A 22,825-nucleotide genomic window follows, 5' to 3' on the forward strand; every position below is an offset into this window, starting at 1 on the left:
TCATGGCAACACAAGGTATTGTAGGCGCATGGTTCGCCAAAGCTGATCAAAATACAGGTCAAATTATTGCAGGCAGCGATGGACTTGATACAACGGGAGTTTACTTTGCTGATGGACATACAAATGCGTCCGCTGAGGGTTTAACGCAGGTACAGTTTGCTAACTTAACCGGAACGGTAACACCTGGTTATGCAAATAACAAGCAAAAGCGTGCCTCTAAGGGAACGGCTTATCCAACAGCACAAACAACATTCTTAGATTTAGAGTTTAATGCACAACAACAAATGCTAGGAATGGAATCAGATGGTAAGGGAGGTTATACACCGAGCGATGTTTTGAAGCCTGTTTATGCTTTGTTTAAGACGCAAACATTGGATAAGCAGCATGATATTTATTATGCGTTGACTAACTGCCATGTTACTACCGGTAACAAGACTTTAGGAACTAACAATCAAAACGAAGTTGACTCAAATGATGAATTGACATTCAACTCAAAGAGTCCAATCGTTGATGGCATGTTTAAAGGTCAAGCGTATAAGGTTTATTCGACTATTGATCAAAAGTTTAGTTTTGATGACATGATGACGGAAGTATTTCCTGGATACAAAAAGCCTACATCTGCTTCGGGATCAGGAACAACTACTGGGCAATGATTAATGTTAAATCGCCGGATAAATACACAATACAGCAATGGGCGGTTATTATCTAATAACTTGGGCGTAGCCCGTACATAACTAAAAAGGAGCTTTTAAAATGGCGGTTTCAACAGAAAAAATTAAATTAAACAAATTCGGTTTGACAAAAGCAGTTCCAGTTAGAATGACAATTGGACAGTTCAATAAAATGAATGAGTTAGGTATTGAACTTTTAGAGCATGATCAAAAAATGCTTGAAAATAGTGAAGACATGACTACACTGGACTATATGTTAGCAGAGCGCAGAGTTCAAAAATTGATGTTTGATTTTGTGCAAGATACCTTTTCATTGACAGATGAAGAAATCTTAAAGATTAAAGATAGTGTTGATGCAACACAGTTTAAAGAAGCCTTTTCTTATATATCAGACCGTTTACGAGGCGTCACGGATAAGCAGTATGAAGAAGCTGTCAAAAGAGAGAAAGCGCTACGTGAAAAAGAGGCAAAAGAAGACCCAAAAGAAGGCTCAGTCGAATTAGCCGACTGATATTTGATAAAAAAAACGAACTAGAAGATTTTCGTTATTTTAAAAAGCAGTTATTTAAGGAATATGGTATTTTACCAGGAGATTTAGATCACCAAGAATATTTCTCGTTCATGGAAATGCTTAATGCTAAAGAACCTGATAAACGAGCTGCTGATCCGTTGGATGTTGCCCGACAGATGGGATTAGATATACCAAAGGAAGGAGTGTAAATGGTTGATAGAATTCAAGCTGAAATGGCGACATCTATTGCCTTAGACGTAGTTAAGGCAACGAGCAGTCTGAGGGGGCTTAGTGATGCTGTTAATTCAGTTAAAAACGCTTGGAAAGCTCAGGAAGCGGCCGCTAAATCTTCCGGTGATTATTTAAAAGCTGCGGAAGAAAGGTACGACGGTCTTGGACGTCAAATGGATGTTCAGAAGACCAAAATAAGCGAATTAGAACAGCGACAAAAAGGCTTGGACACCTCTACTAAAGAAGGTGCCGAGTCTTTTTTGAAATACGAAAAGAATATTCAACAAGCTAATCAGCAACTAGCTAGTTTAGAAGCTCAGCAACAACGCGCGAAGTCATCTCTTGAGTATCAAAAAAGTGGTTTAGCACAGCTTCAAACTGAATATAAACAAACAAATGCAGTGTCTGATTCGTACGTCAATCGATTAAAGGCTGAAAATAAAGAGAGACAAGCTAATATAGCTCAGGCCAACGCTCTGAAATTTTCTCTATCTAATCTTTCACAACAATATAATAAGCAGTCAGAAGAACTTAAGCGAGTTGAAGCTGATTCTGGAATCGCTAGCGAAGCATATCGCAAACAGACCGTTAGGGTAAACGATACTGCGACTAACATTGCAAAAATGAAAGATGAGTTTAAAAGTGCCCAAAGAGAAGTTAATTCGGCTAACCCCTACGGATTTGGACGCTTTTCATCTGGAGCTAATATAGCATATAGAGCTACAACTAAGATGGGCGATGGCATCCATTATGTAACACAGAAAGCTAAAGATCTCGCTGCTGCGGGCGCTTTAGTAACAGTTGGACTTGCTGCTATTGCAACGAAAGGTGTGCAGTCTGCTGCTGAATTAGAAAATTCATTTATCAAGACTTATAATCTGGCAGCTACTGGCGGTGAAAAAGCCGCTGAAGCCCAACGCAACGTCAATCAAATGCAGAAAGACGGCGCAAAACTTTCGGTTGAATACGGTAAGTCACAGTTTGAAATTGCTGAAGGATACCAAGAATTAATTAAACGTGGTTATACAACTACAGCAGCATTAGGGTCTATGCGGTCGGAGTTAGAAGCGTCGGTTGCATCTGGGGATGACTTCAACAATGTTCTGTCGGTTACATCACAAGTCGTTGATGCTTATGGTTTACGTGTTGATGACGCTAACCAAATGATTAAGAATACTAAGGACGTTACTAACCAACTTGCTTATGCTGCTGATATGACAGCTACTGACTTCCAGTCAATGGGTAAGGGTATGGAGTATGTTGCCGACACGGCACACTCTGCTGGAATTGAACTATCTACTACATCTTCAGCAATGGGTATTCTTTCTAACCATGGTCTTGAAGCTGATAAAGCCGGTACAGGTTTACGTAAAGTTATTAACTCTTTGACACAGGCATTGGGCGAACAAGTTAGTGCTCAAGAAAAAAGTGCTGAAGGTCAAGCCAAGATGAACCAAAAAATTGAAGAGCAGAAGCAAAAAGTTCAAGATGCTCAAAATTCGGTTAATAAGGCAACTGAAGCAGAAAAGAACAGCACGAAAGGTAAGAAAAACTTTGCAAAACAGGTTGAGTCTTCTAACAAACAATTAAAAAAGCAACAAGAAAATCTTGATAAGTTAGAAGGTAAGGCACAAGCTGCTTCTGGCGCTCAAGACATGCTATCTAGTTTAGGGATTTCTCGTAATCAGTTAGTTCAATCTAACGGCCAATTAAAGAGTATGTCTGAGATAATGAAGGTTATCAACGATCATACAAAAGGCATAAAAGATGCTGATGTTAAGAATAATATTTTCCATGCCTTGTTTGGAACAACTGGTATGCAAGCAGGTATTATCCTTGCTCAAAATAATGAAGAGCTTGACGAGTTAAATAAAAAAGTCCGTAATGCCGCCGATGGTCAAGGTTATGTTCAAAATCTTGCTCAGAAGAACATGGATACAACTAAAGCTAAGTTAGCACAATTGAAATCATCAGCAGAGGTGGTTGTAAATGCATTAGGTGCGTCTTTATTACCATCTGTTTCTGACTTTGCTGTTAAGTTGGCAAGTGCTTTAAATTCCGAAAAGGGACAAAAGCAATTAAAAGAATTATCAAAGATTGCTGGTGAAGTCGGTCGAGACATTGTCAATACAATTCAGTTTGTTTGGGGACATCGTTCAGAACTAGTTATATTAGGGGAAACATTAGCAGGAATATGGGCATTCAAAAAGATAAGTGATGCGATAGGATGGGTCAGGACCGCAATCGGAACTTACCGAGAGCTTAATGGTGTTCTGAAAACCACTAACGAATTGAATGCTGTGGGGATGTTTTCTGGTAAACAAAACATCGCTAAGGCAGGGACAAGCGCGTTAGGAAGCATTGTATCTACAAGCAGTTCAGCAGGTGCAGCGTCTGCTGAACTGGGCATGCTTTCTAAACTATCAGCAACTTTGATACCAGTTTTAACAAAAGCGCTCCCATATGTTGGTGTATTAGCTGGTATCGGACAGGCTGGGTATAATGCGGTCAATACTTCAAGAGCTAATGATAGTGTTGAAAAAAGAAGTGGACAATCTGGAGCTTTTGGAGCTTCAACCGGAACGCTCATTGGCGCAGGTATTGGTTCCCTAATTGCTCCTGGTATCGGAACAGCTATTGGTGCTGCACTTGGAGGTACTGCAGGTTCTGAAATTGGTAAAAAGTTTGGAAAAGCGTATCAAGAAGGATTTAAAGAATCACATCCAAAAAGCATCAGTGCATGGCTTGGTGATGATTGGGATGCCGCATATAAAGAGTCCTCTTCAAAAACAATGAAGACTTTTGCATCAAGCTATAAGTCAGAAATTGACAAGTTGAATCAAACTGCTGCTATCAAAATTGGTATTGATGATAAAAATTTAAAAGAGAATAAAGCAAAAATTGATTCTATTTATGCTCAATTAAGTAAAACAGTTGAAGATTATTACAATAAAAAGTCGAAAGATTCGCAGAAGGACTTAGACGTTCTTGTTAAAAATGGTGTTATTACCCAAAAGCAAGAGGAAGATATTCTAAATAAGTCTAAAAAGAACGATGATAAGTCCAAACAGCAGAAGCAAGATTTAGTTAATCAACTGAAATCAATTTCAGATAAATATTATGCAGATGTTCAAAAAATAGAAAATGGCAATACTTCAAAGTTAGAATCAATAGCTAAGAAGTATGGTACGAGCTCAAAACAATATGAATCTGAAAAAAACCAAGAGTTAACAAAAATTCACAGCAAATATGTTGACGATATTGTTAAATCTGAGATGAAATTGAATGAGAACGTATCAAAAACAGCGAAAGTTGCTGCAAAAAAGCAAGAAGACATTTTAAATGAGCTTAATGATACAACCCATAAATTAAGCCTAAAGAAGATACTGCAGGATAAAAAAGATGCAAAAAAGAACTACGATACGGTAGTTGGACAGGCTTATAAAACAAGAGATGACTCTGTAAAAGCAGCTAACCAAAAATATAAGGATACGGTTTCTGCAGCTGACAAAGAATATTATCAAAATGGGACAATTAGTAAAAACCAATACGATGATATTGTTAAAAAAGCTCGTAATCAGCGAGATGATGTTATTGACGCTGCTGATGAGCAGAAAAAAGGTACTGTAAAAAAAGCGGGGGAACAATATCACGACGTAGTTTCTGCTGCAGAAAAACAAAAAAGCTCGGTTCAAACCAAGAGTGTTCTCCAAAGAGATGGAGTTGTGTCTACACACGGAGATCAAAAAAATAAAGTCACTGGTTTAGCAGAGACTCAAAGCAGCACTTTATCTGATTGGGCAGAGAAGCAAAAAAATAATACAACTAAAAGCGCCGGTCAAGAGAGAGATGGAGTGACAGATGCATTAGGAACAATGTGGAAATGGTTGAAAGAAAGCGCTGAAGCTGGAATAAATGGTTTATTCACTCCAATTAATATCGGAATAGGCGGATTAAATGGTTTAATCAGCGCATTTGGTGGTCCTAAAGCCACTATAGCACCTATAGCTGTAAAATTTGCTACTGGTACTGGCTTTTTTGGCTCCAATAGACGTGAGATAAATCAACCAACATTAGCTATGCTTAATGATGGAAATGATAGTCCTGAGACGGGTAATCGTGAAATGCTGATTCACCCGAATGGGCAATCTGAATTAGTTAAAGGAACTAACGTCATTAGACCATTATTACCTGGTACTGAGGTCTTGAATGCTAGAGAAACTGCCATGCTGTTGAGTGGTGGAATACCTAGATTTGCTACTGGGACAGGAATGTTTAGCAAAGTTTGGGACGGAATAAAAAGCGCCGGTAGTTGGATAGGCGGTGTTGCGTCAAACGTTTGGGATGGAATGTCTAACGGAGTAGAGAAATTCACTAGGATGTTGGGATACATAACAGATAAAGTTTCGCATCCAATTGAATCACTAGAAAAGAAATTCAATCCCAAACGTGAGTCAGACCTTGGCAGTATAATGAATAACCTTGGAGACAAAGTTTTTTTTGATCCGTCTAAGAATCAGGCCAAAAACTGGTGGTCTACTTTGTGGAGCATGGCTAATAATGCTGCAAACACTGGAGATGTTGACGGACAAGGAGACAACTACCCTTGGAAGTCAGTAGGTAAAGATAGTGGCGCTGACCCTTGGGGCTACTTCTATCGTGAGTGTGTCAGCTACGTAGCCAATTCTTTGAAGAACATGGGTGTACCAACTAACCTATTTAGTGGACTGGGAAACGGGTCTGATTGGGTTAATGCCCCTGTACGACACACTAATGACCCTAAGCCTGGAATGGTTGCCGTTTACGGACCAGGTTCAGAGTTTGGAAACCACGTGGCTATGGTCCGTGGTGTTAAGGGCGGTACATTTAGTGGTGAAGAATATAACTGGGGTGGTGATGGGAATTATCACACCTACTCAGGTCGTTCTAAGTCAGGTGTTACAACGTTCTTGGACTTTGGTAAGTCTGGTGGCGGTGAAGAAGGTGTAGAAGCTAATAATCCACTGCAAAAACTTATTAAGAACCAAGTTGGCGGTATGTTTGATTGGATTCAAAAGTTTATAGGACCAGTGAATGATACTAGCACAGGTGTTGGCGGAGATGTTCAAAGTTGGTCTAACGATGTTAAGAAAGCATTAGCTAAACTAGGTTTGTCAACTGATTCAAGCATGATTCAACGAGTGCTTCGCCAAATACAAACCGAGTCAGGTGGTAATCCTAAGGCTGTTCAAGGCGGTTATGTTGATATAAATACAGGTGGTAACGAAGCTCGCGGTTTGATGCAGGTTACGCCAAGTACATGGAATGCCTTTGCTAACCCCGGCCAGAAATGGGATAACGGTTATGATTCTATTGAAGTTGGTTTGCGATATGCAATGCAACGATATGGACGTGATTTATCATTCCTTGGTAATGGACACGGCTATGCTAATGGAGTTATTACCAATGTGCCTCATGTTGCTAATGTGGCAGAGGGTGGTCAAACAGAAGCGATTATTCCATGGGATTTGTCAAAGAAATCTCGTGCAATGGAGTTGCTCGGTGAGACAGTTACCCATTTTGCAAGCAATACCATAAATGATGTTGATTATGGAAATAAAAATTCTAATAACACGGATAGCATTTTAATGGCTTTAGTTGAACAAGGGAAACAAGCCATTGCACTTATGTCTCAATTAGTGCAAGGACAGGCCAACCCAATACCAGCCGTTGTTAGTGCTGATCAGGCTAACACTGAATTAAACAAAGTTAAAGCGCGAGTTAATGCTTTTCAGACATTAGCAAAAGGATAAAAATTAGGCACTGTAATTAGTGTCTTTTTTGTACATAGAAACATAATGAAAGGAATATAAAAATGGCAACTGACTTTACTAACGAGATGTTACCAGGTGACAATGTTAACGCCCCTGATAAAGGCTTTCAGAATGATATATCAAATGCGGGCAATGAAAACCCAGAACAACTTAATTACAAAGAACCAAGTGAAGGCGCTAAACAACTAAAGGCTATTGATGATGAAATTAAATCAAAGTTATATCCTGACCCTAAAGACGATGAGTTTGTTGTTGGCCGTAACTTTGATGCCGGAAATGTCGGTATATCTAGCCGAGATTTAGGTATCAGTGTGGGGCATATAACTTTACCAGTAGCACCGACCATAGCGGATATTTCACAAAATGTTTCTGGTATGTATGGTCAAAGGTGGTTGCGGAACAATTATGGGGCCAAGGTATTTAATATACCAATCACTGTAATTGCAGCTAACGCGGATGAGTATCTGCAAAACATCGAGTCAATGAGTAAAGCCCTCATACAAATAGGGAATAGTGAAGTGCCTATTGTTTTTGGCGCATTTCCTGACCGCACTTTTTACGGTCATTTTACTTCGATTCCAGACCCTTCATATGTTAGTGATACATGGGACAGCACTTTAACATTACAATTCACGGCATCAGATCCACACGGTTACCTCAAACAAGTTATTGGCCAAGTAGATAACCAAAACAAGCTAAGTATCATGCCTGAAGGTAATGATGTTGCTAAGCCTGCTTATCAGTTCACCTTTAGTGCTGATAGTAATAACTTTGGTTATACCAATAGTAGTGGCCAGAGCGTTTTTGTAGGGTTCCCAGACGATACAAACACACAGGACTTAATGCCGGTTATTTATCGAGACCCAATACAAGATATCGGTACGTTCACACAAGTAACTGATATGAGTACGCAAAACTGGGCTTTATCCAATGCTGATATAGCTAGTGATGCAGTAGTTAAAATGCTAGGTAAGCACGCCATTACAGTCGATAAATTTTGGACAGTTCCCAAAGATTACACAGGCAAGACTACTTCTTATGGTCCGTTATTAATAACTAAAAAATTTAATATAGGTAGTACAGGTGATTACCGTGTATCAACAAGAATTAGTCACCAACAGTTCTATGCAAGAGCCTACCAACGAACAGAAGTGTACTTACTTGATAAAGATGGTAACCGTATTGGTAGAATGGGGCTTTATGATTCAGGAAATACTAACAACGGTACATTAAAAGTCATGTTCGGACGTAATACAGACGAAGAAAATGCCAATTATGCTAAAGGGTTCGGTTATATTGGCCCTGGTAATACAACTTGGGCGTTAGACCAGACACAGAACAAAGGTGGTCATGAAGTAACATTACAGATTAACCAGTATGAGCCTAACTTTACCGTAGACAGGCAAGTAAGTACCCGTTTTACACAATGTTTATATGATGGCCATGACTCAAGGTTTTTACCAGACGCGGTTAAATGGCAACATGAGACCCTAACCGTTGAAAAATGGAAGACACCGCGTGATTCAAATGGTGTTGCAACAGGTCCGCAGGTCTACTCAAAGGAAGTTGAAGTAGATAAGACATCACATACGACAGTTCCCAATGGACCAGATATTTGGAAAAACAGTACCCAAGATTATTACAAATGGACACAAGTTTGGAACAGTTCTATGGGGGAAACCTTAACATGGTCAAGGTGGCACAACGTTGGTACACCTAACCCTGGTTATGGTAATGGTTGGTCATGGCGTAGCACTAGCTATGATCGTGGCGGTAACTGGGATAAAGGCGCAGGTCGTGTTAATCAGCCTGGAACGATTACGAGTACCGTTAAAGAGTTTATTTATGATGCACCAAATATTATCACGAATCTATGGGCCAACTTCGAACTGACTAAGATTGGTAATCAGATGCACATACTTGTTAAGCAGATAGCAGGTTCTGGTCTTGAAAGTGGTAACATAGTTCTTGATTACACTATGACAGTACCTGATGGATTTAACACTAAAGTTGCACAGATTGGTTACTTCTTTGGTAAGACCCCGATTCACGAAGATAAGATAGTTAAAACGACACCGGCAGATGGAGACAAGCCAGCATCTTATCAGTTCGTACAATCTTATCAAGATGACCGACTAACTGTTACGGACTTAACAGTACAAGGCATAACAACCGCTGATGCACTTAAAAAAGCACATACAATTGTCCATGCAGGTGATACAGCAACTATTGATACTGAAACAGAAAATGTTTATATAAATGGTAAGGTAGCCAACAAGTACCTTAGTCCAGCGTCAACATACCCTTTGCTTAAAGGTGGTCAAAAGGAGGATATTACGTTCTTCCCAACACCTGATAAAGCAACAGTGAAATATAATTATAGACCAGCAATGAAGTAAGCACTTAATGGTGCTTTTTTTCGTACATATCAGCAAAGAAAGGATAACAAATGTATACAGTTCTTGATGAAAACCTACAAGTTAAGGGACGTTTAAGTCTTAATAATGGTAATGGGGCAACTGCTTTCTTTAGTGATACGATCACGACACAAATGGCAACTGATAATGCGAACGATCCAACAGGATTAACAACAGTTGATTATACTAACCAAGACAAACAGGGTAACACCAAGCAATGGTCACATAGTTTGACTGTTAACGTAGAAGCTACCGAGTTAGGGACAAGCATTAACACAACAGATTACCTAATGTACTTTGATTCAGTGGCGAATCATTATTACTCAATGAAAGTAATTAATGCTACGACGGACCGTAACAGTGGCTTTATAACAGTTAGTGCTATTAACGCAGCCATCTTTGAACTTGGTAAGCAACTTATTCAGGCTGAACAGGTATATAAGCAGGTGGACTTAAAGACCTTTGTATCTAAAATGTACAAAAACGCACCATTTAGTCTAAGAATTGCTGACGATAACTTAGTAACACTTGATTACACAGTATCAGCTAACACCAGTTTGCAAGCACTGTTACAAGACCTTCAGACTAAGTTTGATGTGGACGTAGATAGTTGGGTAGAGGTTGATGAAACAGGCCATATTGTAGACCGTGTGCTTTATTTTGGTCATTTAGGCGCTGATAGTGGTGAGTTAATACGTTATGGCGGGGCTAAAGGCTTTGAAAACATGACCGCTACCGAAGTATCAGACATTATCTATACGAAACTGTACGTAACAGGTAAGACAGATGATAAAGACCCTAACAAAGGTCATATAGGCGCTGTTAATAATGGTTTAGAGTACATTACAGATGATGATGCTAACCAATTAATGTACGCAATCGGTGCTTCACAGCAACAACCAGTGTACTTAGAAGGCACTATCACTAACAACCTGTTAAGTGAGCCTAAAGCCTTGTTAGAATGGGCTAAGCAACAAATGGGTATCTTTAATCACCCACGTTTTAACTACACTGTAAGCCCATTACATGACCAAATAGTAGCAATTGGTGACACTGTAACAGTCCAAGACTTCCATGTTAAGCCTGAAATACTAGTAACGTCTAAGGTTATTCAAAAGACCACTAGTTTTGCTAGTCCTGAAACAAATACCTTTGTATTAGGTGAGTTTAGTTCAATATTCACAGATAACATGAACAAAGGTGCTAATGTCATTACCTTAATCAAGAAGGACGTAACAGTAGTTCAAGAAGCTGCTGATTATGCTAAAGCACAAGCTGATGCAGCCCATGCACAAGCAGTTATAGCACAAGAACAGGCAATACACGCCCAAACTAGTGCTGATGGTAAATTAACAGGATATACAGCTGATAGCGTTGAAGATTTACCAGCTACTGCTAATAATGGAGATATTGCTTGGGTAACACTGAATGATGGTACACATGGTTATACCTATTTGAACGGTAAATGGGTAGAAGACCTAAACCCAACGTTGCAAAAAGACATTACAGACGGTGTAAATAAGGCTACAAGTGATGCCAAAGCCTATGCAGACCAAGCTATAGCTACTAATGGTGCTAATGTATCAGCAAGTATTAAAGCTGTAGATGATAAGGCAAATAAATTAAAGTCTGACCAAGCCGTATTTGATGCAAAGGCACAAGGATATGCTAATCAGGCCCTAAATGATTCTAAAGCTAACACTAGTGCGGCTGTACAGCAAACAGCTAAGAACGCAACTGATGCCTTGGAACAAGCAAAAGCAGACCTAACAGGTAATATTGCTAAAGAAGCGACTGACCGACAGAATGCTGTAAATGCACTTGATAAAGCAGCACAAGGATATGCTAATCAAGCTAAATCTGATGCTATCAGTGCAGCAACAACAGCAGATGGTGTTATAAACAAGAAGATTGATGGTACAGCTTCAGGAATCACAGCAACTATCAGCCAAAACAAGAAAGATGCCGAAGGCAAGATAAGTACAGCCCAAACAACAGCACAGACAGCCGTTGATGGTTTGAAGACTAAAGTGGCACAGACTGATTATGATAAAAAGACAGGTCAATTGCAGACCGACTTAACAAGTACCACACAAACGGCCACCCAAACTAAGACTGATATTGTATCAATCAAGCAAAAAGATGGCGACCAAGACAGCCGTATGAATAGCATAGAATCAGATGCAAAAGGTACAAAGCAAACGATTAGTGATATTCAAACCACACAAGGTAAGCAATCTGGAAGTATATCTACATTGCAGTCACGTGCAGATAGTTTTGATGCAACAGTAACTAAGGTTAATAATTTACAGGTTGGCGGTAGGAATTATTTTCTTAATTCATCGGGTAACTCTTTAGATAAATGGAATAATTATAGCGGTAATTGGTCTATATACTCAAGTGCAAATAGGGGAAATGTCTTTGTTATAAAACCAACAACTACTTGGACTGGCGGTCCTACTAACTCCGTATCACAAGGAGGTTTAAATAATTTAATAGGAAGTCAGGTTACTGTTAGTTTCTGGGCAAAATCAGATATTAACGGTGGAAAATTCCACTCGGAACCAAGTGGTGGTAGCGTCAGTTATGACGTAGTGTTGACAACAACATGGAGCAAATATAGTTATACAATCCCTGCATTAAAAACAGGAGTGATTTATTTTATGGCTGTTGATGCAGGCACAACTTATTTTCTTAATAATTTAAAATTAGAAATTGGTAATACTGCAACTGATTGGACACCGGCCCCTGAAGATGTTGATAGTGCCACAGCTAAAGCACAATTAACGGCAGACCAAGCAAAAACAGCCTTAAGCAATTATAAAACTGATGCAGATGGACGTATAAGTAAGGCACAAGCTGATATTACAGCAACGGCTAAACAAGTCCAGACTAAAGTATCACAGACTGACTACGACCAAAAGACAGGTGAGTTAAGTACCAAAGTAAGCACAGCGCAGCAGACAGCAGATTCAGCTAACACTACCATTGGCGACTATAAAAAGGCTAATGATGGCCGTGTATCAAGTGCTGAAAGCGCCATTAAACAGAATACTGATGCAATTAGTAGCAAGGTTAGTCAAACTGATTACGACCAAAAAACTGGTAAGTTAGACGGCCAAATTAGTTCACTTAACCAAACAGCTAAGGACATTACTACTTCTATTGGTAAAGTATCAGCACAAGTTAATGACCTTAAACAAGTCAATTTAGTAAATAACAGCCAATTAACACCAGACTACGCAGGTTGGCATATTAACAACCCTTGGGGTACTGATATTGGCAATGAGCTAACAAACAATGGTATTAGTGATGCTAGTGGTGCTATGTATGTTTGGCATGACCAAGGTAACAGTGGTAATTGGTTAGTATCAGAACCTATACCTGTTAATGGTGGGCAAGTAGTATCAGAATCAATAACGGCAGCCATCAGTGGCAGTATAACAAGTGGTGTACCCTTGGCATTGTACCTACAAGCCTATGACAGTGATAAGAATAGAGTGTTAAGCACAGGGTATAATATACCGCTTAATCAGTTAAGCAGTACCTTTACGACCTTTAAATTTGAAAACTTAACCCTTCCACAAACAGCTAGATATGCTTCGTTTGTTCTTGGTTGGAATGCCCCAGGCAAGGTTAGTTTTGGGAAACCTATGTTAGTGCTTGGCAGTAAAGTTGGCGATTATGTGGTTGGTTCTTACAACAATAACAGTAAATTGTCTGTTCAACAGCAAAAGATTGAGAGCATCAGTAGTATAGTGTCAGACCCTAACACTGGGTTAACAAAGCGCGTGCAAACAGCTGAAGGGTTTATGACAAGTGCCACTGATAGACTTGGTAAGGTTGAAAACAAGTCTACTAGTACCGCTGATGGACTAACGCGTGAAATTAAAGACCGTACCGATGGTGATAACAATACCTTACAGCAAGGTAAAGACTTTACGACAAGCCAAATAAGCAACAGTGAATCAGGTATGAAGTCCTTTGTTAATCAAACGATAAGCGGTTTGCAAATTGGTGCTATTAGTAGTGATGTTAATGCACTTAAATTAAGCACACAATGGCAAACAGTTAACGTTGATGACCTGAATAACATGACCAATCAAGGTAAGTTTTTTATTCAGGGTGGAAATCATACAAATGCCCCTGTGGGTGGTTGGTTCTATTTAACGGTTGATAAGCCTATAAACGGACGTATCACACAGGTTGCATGGGCTAATTCAAACCCAACAATGCAGTACACACGTATCTTGTTTGGTAGTAACTGGTCTAACTGGAACAGAGTTGTTACAAATGAGACCGTTCTTAGTATCTTTAATGATTCTTGGTCATTAGGTACTAGTGCTAACGATGGTATTACTAAGAAACTTATCACAGGTATTAATGGTCAGGCTGACGGTACTTTAGTTGTATCTGGTAAGTCAGTTATTCTTAATAGTGACACAGTAATTGGTAATAACTTTATTATTGGGTCAGCACAAATTGCTAATGGAGCTATTGGAACAGCCCAGATAGGTGATGCTGCTATCACAAGTGCTAAGATAGCCAACCTTGATGTATCCAAGTTAACTGGTGATACCATTACAGGTTTTAATATTAATGCTAATAGACAGATATATATTGCTAGTGGTGGTTCACTGGTTTCTGATGTTGTGAACATGGATAAAAATAGTTTTTCAGTAGTGGCACCTAACATTAACTCTAATCGTATATCTGCACAAGGGTTTAACGTAGGTACAACCAATGGTGTGTTTAATATAAAGTCATCAGCGGGCGTCGTTTCTTCAGATGGTAAAATCTCAGTTACTTATGCTAATCAAAGTTCACCATATAAGAATGGTACTTTTCATTCAGAATATGGGACAAATAACCTAGCCTTTAGTGCCACAGGCTATGATAATCGAGACCCAGATGAATATGTTAACATGTCATCAGCTGAACTGGATTATATGTATTCTAAAACTGGTTTTTTATCTGATGCAACAGACCACACAAGTATTAGAGCTAACTTGATTGAAACTACTGGAACATTGAACGCCTATAGTGGTGCGCAAATACCTAACATTTATTCTTATCCTAACCTAATTCTTGAAAGTAAGAACCAATCTGTTTACTTCAGGTCAGGCGGTGACTATAGGTTACAGATACGTGAAAACGGTTATATCTACCTATGGAACAAAAAGTTTGGGTCAGGTGGTAGTTCTTTGCAAGTAGCTGGTGATGGTGCCCTGTTTATACAGTCTTCTGCCACGAAGTTTAAGGAAGATATTCAGTATGACGGTGGAACTTCAGTAGGTGACAAGTTCTTAACACTTGACCCCGCTACATGGCAAGATAAAGCGGAGTATGAGGCCCGTGCTAAGTATCGTAAGATTGGTACAGAACCAGACCATCAAATTCACATGTACGACAAACGCTACTACGGTCTTATTGCTGAAGACCTGGTTAAGGCTGGGTTAGAAGAGTTCGTGGTACGTGATGAAAAGACTGGTGAAGTCAACGGTCTGGAGTACGACAAAGTAGCTATCAGCTTAATACCGGTGTTACGTGAGCAAAGAGCAGTTATTAACGAACTTAAAGTAGAAATTGAAAGGTTAAAGGATAAAGTTAAATGAATAATATTCAAATCAAGAACGAGATACAAAATCCAGATAATAACACAGTAAGAATCGTGTTTGGGGTGACCTTTGCAACAGGAACAAGCATTAGTGACGGAGCTGTTACAATTACTAAGTCTGAATGGCTTGATATGACAGGTCGACAGAAGTTAGAAAAAGTTGCTAATCAATTATCAGCAGATATGTTAAGCACAATTAAATAACAAAGCAGGGCTAATCCACGAGCGGTTAGCCTTTTAATTTGCAGAAAAAAGGAGAAAAGCAAATGAATATTATTGTAAATGGCGCACAGGTGAACTTCGTTGAGGGTAAGTTGGTTTTGGCTTACTTTAACGTTTCTTTTAGTGCAGGACAGTTCCCTAACAGTTTGAGTGGGACACTTCAAATTAAACCGGATCAGGGTGTGACATTGGAAACTTCACAGGCAGACGTTGCCACTGTTGCCAAGAAGTTAATTCAAGCTATGGTTGCTGATACAGCTTCAGAAGGGAACAACTAATGAACGTTGATGCACAGAAGATAATTAATAATCTTGGTATGCAGTTAGCTAATAAGGCTGTTGAAAATGCAACATTAGCAGCTCAAGTAGAGACGTTGCAAGAACAACTAAAAGAAGCGCTGAAAGATAAGGAGAAGTGATGAGTGTATTGAGCTACTTATTCGCTAATCTGAATGGGGCTACCGAAACGGCAGTCCTTTTTATTTTGGTATTTTTTGATACCTTTTTAGGCTCACTATGGCGCAAACGAAATGGTGTGGCAAGAACGTCAAACGGTGGCTTAGGTGGACTAATTACATCTATACCACTAGCTCTGATGCCTGTATCAATATGGGCGTTTACTATTTTAATGTCGGTTATTCCTAATCACATAGGAGGTCGATATATTACGTTTCAGCCAGTAATCTTTGATATTATTTCATTCGCGGTGACAATTATCATTGGTAATTACATGTTGAAATCAATCTATGCCAATATGCAGTTAGCCGGCATGGATGTGTGGCCATTTATAGCAAAGTGGGTTGAAGACGAGTATCACGTGAAATTAAAGAAAATTGATTCAGAACCGGATTCAGCAAAGAAAGCAGAGGAAAAATAATGTTAAATGAAATATTAAAGGTATTAAACACAGCAGTAGCGGTATTTGTCGCAGCAGGGGGCGGATTTGGTGTATCAAAGTTCTTGAAATTCAAGGCATCTAGCGAAAAGAATGACAACATCAAAAAAGCACTGGAGTTTGCTAGTCAAGCCGTTTTAACAGCACAAGCATTTCTAGGTAATGGTGCAGTACAACAACAAGCAGCGGCAGCTGAATTAAAGGCACGACTTGATGAAAATAAGATTGGCGATAACTTCACGGAAGCGCAAATCCTGTCTTATATCAAAACAGCGTATGCACGTGAAAAGGCAAACGGTGCCTTAGGTGCAGTTAAGCCGCTTGTGAGTGCCGAAGAATTAGCTAAAGCCGAGGCGGTCGTGTCGAGCACCCCTGAAACAGCACAAGCACCTACGGCACAATAAGGAGGTTATTATGGCATATACAATTCAACAAGATATTGTTGTTCCATTTAATTATGTGATGAATAACAGTGGATTAGCTTATCCATTTGCACAAGTGCATTTGCATAGTACAGGTAATCCAAATGCCAGTGTTCAAAATGAACGTGATTATTTAGCTGGTCATTATAACGAGGCTAACTATACGCATTTAGTTGGTATCACTAATGGCCAAGTCGATATTCGACAAGTCATGAACACAAATGGTGGCGCTTGGGACGTAGGCGGTGACTGGAATTGGGACGGCTACGCGTCAATTGAGTTCGCAGAAGGGTCTATTCGTTCACAGGAAGACTTTAATAAAGCTTATCCAGCATATATTTGGTTAGCCCGACAATTAGCATTAGAAGCCAGTGCAGGCAATAAGATTGATAACCAAAATACCGCTGGTACAAAGACTCACAACTACGCTAGTGCTACAGGACACGGTTCGGATCACGTTGACCCGATTGCGTTTTTAGCTAAATGGGGTGTCAGTCGAGATAAGTTGAACAACGATATTATCAATGGTATTGGTGATGATAGTGTACGCATTGTCGCACCAACAGCAACGTTAACACCACAACAATCTCAACCCATTGTAGGCACGTCAGCAATTCAAGCGTTTAAAAATGTCGGCAATGCATTCACTGCCTACGGTACTTTTACCGCTAATGAAATTAAGCAAGTGAACGGTATCTGGCAAGTAATTAACTATGATTTAGCTGGTGGCCATGATTTTGATTGGACGTATAATGGTATTCCGTTAGATATTTTGGATAACGCAACGCGTGGTAATTCATTGCCAACACAAGTGGATGACACGTTGAAGTTTAACAGCGCAAACAATCATGGTACGATTGATGACTACGACAATGGCAGCAATGCAGTGGGTATCAAATTCGGTCAATACGGCATGATTTGGTTTAATTCAAACACGTTCATTAAACTATAATCGCTTGCAATTATTCTGCTAAATTTGTATATTAAATCTAGAATAAATTAAGTGAGTATACACAAATGCATATTTCGGGATCATTTATAAAGGACTATCTACCTGCATTAATTTCAGTTATAACGGTTGTATTTTTAATTGGAAACAGTTGGATTGGATTTAATAAGAATGTGGCTTCTTATGCTAATAACGTCGCTGTTTGGGATGCGATTGACTCAAGTATTAATCAGAGCGCATTCTATATAAACGATGGCAACAGCACACCTATCTATAATGTATTTGTAATCCGAGGTAGACGTGGTGTGACGCTAACTGTTGATTCAATAAACAAAAATTTACAAAGAGACGATGTGGGATATTCTCGCTTAATTATACCTGGTCAAAAGAAATATAAAGCGGAATCCATAATATTTAAAGGAATGGAAATGGGGAAAGGCGGCCTGCCTGAAGAATATGCCATATTATTTACTGATTCAAGCGGGCACAAGTGGTTTAGAGGTTCCGACGGAAAATTAATCGCATTAAATTATGACTATTTCAGTAAATTGACTACAATGACCAATCTTACCGCACCTTTAGGCGATATGACAATGATTCAATATTCTGATAAATAGATAGTTGCAGAGCAAGTTAAGGTTAATGAATTACAGAACTGAATAAACAAAAACACCCAACTGGATAATCTGGTTGGGTGTTTTTTAGTTGCATAGGGCATGCTTGTTCGAAATGCCTACATTATGATATACTTACAAAAGCCTAGTAGTTGGTTACTCCCTCTTTAAGTTATGATAACTACTAGGTTAGCCCACACTAATTTGTGGGCTTTTTTGTTTGAATATAAATTAATGTGGTAGAATAAGCCTATCAAGACACCCTTTATTTAATCAGAGGTTGAGGGGAAATAGTTATAATGAAAAAATTAAAAGAAAATGCAATTTTAACTGGTTGCATTTTAGTATTTATTGGTGGTGCATTCGGCGGAATATTTCGATTGCTTTTGACACAGATACCATATATTGGTAGCAGTCCATGGGTGATCGTTGCAATAAACATCGTAGGCTCTTTTTTACTTGCATATCTGGGGTCAAGGATTTCAGAAGATGATGAATACTCTTTGAGTATCAAGACGTTTGTAGGAACAGGCATTATTGGTGGTTTTACAACTTTTAGTACGTTTATATTGCAAATTAATGAACTGCTCAATAAAAATTATATTATTGCGTTTATTTATGTTGTCCTTAGTCTTTTATTAGGTTATATTGCTGTCCTTTGTGGAAAGTACTTAGGAAAGCGAATGAGGAATCAGTAAATGAAATATTTTTATCTATATATTGGTGCTGCTGTAGCATCAGGATTAGGATCGTTAATTAGATATTTGATTATTAGCTTCACGCCAGTTAATAGAAAACTGTTTACCGGTGTTTTCTGGGTTAATATGATGGGAGCATTTTTAATGGGATTGCTATCTGTGACGGTGTTATCTAATGAATGGCGTATTTTTATCGGTACAGGGTTAATTGGCGGTATCACAACTTTCAGCACCATGATGACGCAAGGGGAACAGCTGGTTACTTTGAAACAAAGGTCGATATATTTTTTGTCAACCTTATGCTTAGGGATATTCTTATTTCTTATTGGTGCGCAACTTAAATAAAAGGGCTCCTATGATGTAAATAAAAAAACAAACCGACTGTCTGACCAGTGACTTAGTTTGTTTTGTACGCCTATGTACTTTGGTTTGTGTCTGGAGCCAAAAGTGGATCCATGTGATTTTTGAACAAGTCTAAACATCAGTTTTCATAATGCTTTGGTGAAAAAGGTTATTGGTACGCTATCTCCTTTAGACTATGTTCTACATTATAAATTCATGAAAAAAACGTTGAGATATCAACGTTTTTTTTCGTTAAATTAAAAGCATGGGCAAACTATTTGTTGTAGCACGTAAATATTATTAACAGCAAGGCCGTTTTCTTGGCAAAGACAATGAGAAAGATATAACCGTCCAGCGCAATCATTATAATTTTTAGTTGACCTGTTTGAAATGAACAACTTCTAGTGATAAAATATTATTTTTTGAAGTAAATATTTATCGAAAAGGAGTTAATATTACAATGCATTTTGAGAAATTTGCTAATTTCTTTAGATGGGTGAATCAACATATTTATTGCGCACACAAGCAATACGTACGTAGACCACTGAATGACAGTTTAACCTTTTATACTTACGAATGTAATCGATGTGGTAAACGTAAAAAGGATTGGTAGGAAAGAATAAAAAAACGCAAAGGTTCTAAAAATGAATGATTTGAGGAGAAAGAGTAAATAAAAGCCTCCCAGACGGATCGTGATATCAATGGTTGTGGAAAACTAAGCCACAGTCAATGTTCACGTGTAAATGCTGCCGACAAACAAGCATAATCAAAATATTACTTAGTTGTAGATATATCGCGTGCCACGTAAAGTAAACTATGAGTTATATGCAAGCAAGTTAAGGCAACGTGATGTTGCTTTTAGAATAAATGAAGTTAAAGTTGTCCGAAAATTTTTTAATATATTATCTCAAAAAATCATTCTATTTTGCCCAAAAAAACACTAGTTTACCAACTAGTGTTCAAAGACCTGATTGAATTTAATTTATAATGCAGTCCAAAATGTAATTATACCGAAAATGATACCCGGAAAGTTTGCCGCTGCTAACGGTAAATCACGTTTTTCTTTGATTAAGCCGTAGATTACCCAAAGCGTACAATTAATGCCAGCAACTAAAGGTTGAATAGGGTTACCCTTGGCACCTGATAAATTATTAATAATTTGTGGGACATAGGAAATATACATCATAATTGACATCACAGTTGCAGTCCAACTTAAATATTGCACTAATTTTTGGTTTCGCATTGATTACCTCTTTCGTAAAAGTATATAACAAATTGTCTGAGAAAATCAAATGCCAAAAAATAACCAAATGGATAACAATCAATTAGAGGTGAGCTGCTTTATTTTTTTTGCTTTGTGCAGACTACCAGTAACAAAAATTAAGATACCGACCCAAATAAAAACAAACACAATCGCTTTATGCCAATCAAAATTTTCGTGTAACACAAACACCGCTAGTAAGAGTTGAATTGAAGGGTTCATATATTGAATAAATCCTAATGTGATAAAATCAGTATTCTTAGTGGCAACGGCAAATAATAGTAATGGCAAGACCGTAATGACGCCGCTTAGAACGGTTAACGCTGTTATTTGAACGCCACTGTTAATAATATGAAACGGCGAGCGCATGATATATACTAGAGCAATAGGCGCGACAAACATTGTTTCAAGAGCTAACGATATTGTGGCAGGTAGGGGCACCTGCTTTTTGATCAGACCATAAAAACAAAAGGAAGCCGCCATCAAAAGTGTATTAACGGGCAGAGAGCCTGTTTGAATTGTTAAAATTAACACGCCGACACTAACAAAGGCCAACGCAACTAAATTACTACGAGACAGTCTTTCATGCAGAAAAATAACTGCTACTGCGACGTTCATGAGTGGCATAATATAGTATCCAAGACTGGCTTCAGTTGCTTGATGGTGTGTGACCATATAAATATAAATAAACCAATTAATTGAAATAAGTCCAGAACTTAAAATAATCCAAATTAGTTGGTGGCTGTGAAAAAGTTTTTTGGTAATTTGAAAAAGACGTGACCAACTTTTTTGATAGGTTATGACAAGGCAGATGGTCACTAAAGACCAAATGATACGATAAGCTAGTGTATCCATTGCGGGCACAGCGTGTAAGAGGGCCCAAAAAACACCTAAAACGCCCCATAAACTATAAGCCAGAATGGCTGCGCTGATACCTAAGCGTTTTTGTGACATAATATTTCTCCTCGCACATAACATGATAATTAATATAGTAACATGATATAAAAATTAAAAAAAGCTTAGTAAATATTCTGATAAGATAATTAAACCTTGCTTAGCCATGTGATATACTTTAAAAGTATTGAAGCAGTTATGCTGTGTTAAAAGATAATGGATATTTTAGGAAGTTAAGTATGTTAATTAAAACATATCAATTGGCGGCTACTGTCAAACAACAAGTACGCATTAAATTAATAGCTATCGAACCAATCATAGGAACACTCACTGTCAGACAGCAGAATTGGTTAGTTAATCAACTATTCACTGATGCCACAAGTGATATAAGTACAGCAATAGCGTTAAACTTATTAATTTTATGGAACACTCATGACATAGAACAACTTAAGCTGAATTTAATTGCACAATATGCGACGCAAGCTAAATTAATAAGGCATTTATTACAAGATGTTAGACGTCATCTGGATGAGCTCATTTTGTGGCAAAAAACAGCAAGCGGTAGTCTCATAGATGTACAATTAGTGACAACATTGGCAAAAATGCCAATTAGTAGCAATAAAACAGTTGGTATCATCGGTGATAGTGTCTCGTTTGGATTAAAAGCAACGACAAATTACGGACAGTATATTCAACGTGCGACTGGATCAGGCGTACAAAACTTAGCGATTTCTGGTGCACATTTATCAGACAATGGCTATAACAGTATTTATCAGCAAGCGCAACGCCTAGAGAAGGCGCAATTATATATTTTTCAAGGCACTGATGATGATTGGCTAGCCAATGTGCCAATTGGCAGTTTAACTGACAAGCCAAATGAATCTTATCTTGGTGCCTTCTATCATACGATTAAAGTGTTAAAGCAAAAGAATGCTTCATCTAAAATTTTAACGCTCACACCAACATATCAAGTGCCGGTCAAAGGAAACAAGGTGAGACGAACAGATGAAACGCGCAACAAACTCGGACACAATCTGCATGATTATGTCCGGGCGCAGATACAGGCGAGTTATGTGCTTGATATACCTGTAGTTAATCTAATGCAAAAAACATTATTTAATCCTGCAGATTACCAGTTTCGTCAGTTATACATGCCAGATGGGTTGCACCCTAACGAGCGCGGCCATCGTATTATTGCTAAAGAAATTGCTACGGCATACAATTATTATTTCATTTTATCTGAGAATAAAAAAAGTAACTGACGCTCAG

At 38.5% G+C, this 22,825-nt stretch carries 17 protein-coding genes; 15 read left to right on the forward strand and 2 right to left on the reverse strand.

What is annotated here, in order from left to right:
- Positions 1 to 2: 2 nt before the first annotated feature.
- The 14 genes from FGL72_RS02660 to FGL72_RS02725 all read left to right on the forward strand — a co-directional run bounded on the left by FGL72_RS02660 (position 3) and on the right by FGL72_RS02725 (position 19,404).
- Complete coding sequence (locus FGL72_RS02660; RefSeq protein WP_085699938.1) at positions 3 to 653, forward strand: phage tail protein; 651 nt, start codon at positions 3 to 5, stop codon at positions 651 to 653.
- A 100-nt stretch (positions 654 to 753) separates the two neighbouring features.
- Positions 754 to 1,182 carry a phage tail tube assembly chaperone gene (locus tag FGL72_RS02665; protein WP_139988219.1) on the forward strand — a complete coding sequence of 143 codons (429 nt, stop codon included), beginning with the start codon at positions 754 to 756 and terminating at the stop codon, positions 1,180 to 1,182.
- Positions 1,183 to 1,391: 209 nt separating this feature from the next.
- Positions 1,392 to 7,205 (forward strand): phage tail tape measure protein, encoded by a 5,814-nt coding sequence (locus FGL72_RS02675; RefSeq protein WP_146992538.1) that lies wholly within the window; start codon positions 1,392 to 1,394, stop codon positions 7,203 to 7,205.
- Positions 7,206 to 7,267: 62 nt separating this feature from the next.
- Positions 7,268 to 9,625: a distal tail protein Dit gene (locus FGL72_RS02680; RefSeq protein WP_139988217.1), complete on the forward strand. Its 2,358-nt coding sequence runs from the start codon at positions 7,268 to 7,270 to the stop codon at positions 9,623 to 9,625.
- Positions 9,626 to 9,675: 50 nt separating this feature from the next.
- Complete coding sequence (locus FGL72_RS02685; protein WP_146992540.1) at positions 9,676 to 15,258, forward strand: hypothetical protein; 5,583 nt, start codon at positions 9,676 to 9,678, stop codon at positions 15,256 to 15,258.
- Entirely contained in the window at positions 15,255 to 15,464 is a 210-nt protein-coding gene (locus tag FGL72_RS02690) for a hypothetical protein (RefSeq protein WP_146992543.1), read from the forward strand. Before FGL72_RS02685 ends, FGL72_RS02690 begins: the two co-directional genes overlap by 4 nt.
- 62 nt (positions 15,465 to 15,526) lie before the next feature.
- Positions 15,527 to 15,760 (forward strand): hypothetical protein, encoded by a 234-nt coding sequence (locus FGL72_RS02695; RefSeq protein ID WP_139988214.1) that lies wholly within the window; start codon positions 15,527 to 15,529, stop codon positions 15,758 to 15,760.
- Positions 15,760 to 15,900, forward strand: a complete 141-nt coding sequence (locus FGL72_RS09705; RefSeq protein WP_180896877.1) for a hypothetical protein — start codon at positions 15,760 to 15,762, stop codon at positions 15,898 to 15,900. Before FGL72_RS02695 ends, FGL72_RS09705 begins: the two co-directional genes overlap by 1 nt.
- A complete protein-coding gene (locus tag FGL72_RS02700) occupies positions 15,900 to 16,358 on the forward strand; it encodes a hypothetical protein (protein ID WP_243130152.1) in 459 nt (152 codons plus the stop codon). The genes FGL72_RS09705 and FGL72_RS02700 overlap by 1 nt, the downstream gene beginning before the upstream one ends.
- Positions 16,358 to 16,780 carry a phage holin, LLH family gene (locus FGL72_RS02705; RefSeq protein ID WP_139988212.1) on the forward strand — a complete coding sequence of 141 codons (423 nt, stop codon included), beginning with the start codon at positions 16,358 to 16,360 and terminating at the stop codon, positions 16,778 to 16,780. Before FGL72_RS02700 ends, FGL72_RS02705 begins: the two co-directional genes overlap by 1 nt.
- A gap of 10 nt (positions 16,781 to 16,790) precedes the next feature.
- Positions 16,791 to 17,750 carry a lytic exoenzyme target recognition domain-containing protein gene (locus tag FGL72_RS02710; protein WP_146992545.1) on the forward strand — a complete coding sequence of 320 codons (960 nt, stop codon included), beginning with the start codon at positions 16,791 to 16,793 and terminating at the stop codon, positions 17,748 to 17,750.
- Positions 17,751 to 17,815: 65 nt separating this feature from the next.
- Positions 17,816 to 18,364 carry a hypothetical protein gene (locus FGL72_RS02715; protein ID WP_146992547.1) on the forward strand — a complete coding sequence of 183 codons (549 nt, stop codon included), beginning with the start codon at positions 17,816 to 17,818 and terminating at the stop codon, positions 18,362 to 18,364.
- 296 nt (positions 18,365 to 18,660) lie between these two features.
- The gene (locus FGL72_RS02720) at positions 18,661 to 19,059 is read left to right on the forward strand and encodes a fluoride efflux transporter FluC (protein ID WP_040177025.1); all 399 of its coding nucleotides are present in this window, start codon (positions 18,661 to 18,663) and stop codon (positions 19,057 to 19,059) included.
- Entirely contained in the window at positions 19,060 to 19,404 is a 345-nt protein-coding gene (locus tag FGL72_RS02725) for a fluoride efflux transporter FluC (protein ID WP_004903627.1), read from the forward strand.
- 979 nt (positions 19,405 to 20,383) lie between these two features.
- Here the strand turns inward: FGL72_RS02725 and FGL72_RS02730 are convergent.
- Both FGL72_RS02730 and rarD read right to left on the reverse strand, forming a co-directional pair.
- Positions 20,384 to 20,644, reverse strand: a complete 261-nt coding sequence (locus FGL72_RS02730; RefSeq protein ID WP_004903626.1) for a SemiSWEET family transporter — start codon at positions 20,642 to 20,644, stop codon at positions 20,384 to 20,386.
- Between the two features lie 78 nt (positions 20,645 to 20,722).
- On the reverse strand, positions 20,723 to 21,616 hold the full coding sequence (gene rarD, locus FGL72_RS02735; RefSeq protein WP_004904705.1) for an EamA family transporter RarD: 894 nt from the start codon (positions 21,614 to 21,616) through the stop codon (positions 20,723 to 20,725).
- Between the two features lie 179 nt (positions 21,617 to 21,795).
- On the opposite strand from rarD, the gene FGL72_RS02740 reads away from it, so the two are divergent.
- A complete protein-coding gene (locus FGL72_RS02740; RefSeq protein ID WP_004903622.1) occupies positions 21,796 to 22,818 on the forward strand; it encodes an SGNH/GDSL hydrolase family protein in 1,023 nt (340 codons plus the stop codon).
- Positions 22,819 to 22,825: the final 7 nt, after the last annotated feature.

Origin of the sequence: Leuconostoc citreum (genome assembly GCF_007954785.1) — a bacterium.
GTDB classification, from domain to species: Bacteria; Bacillota; Bacilli; order Lactobacillales; family Lactobacillaceae; genus Leuconostoc; species Leuconostoc citreum.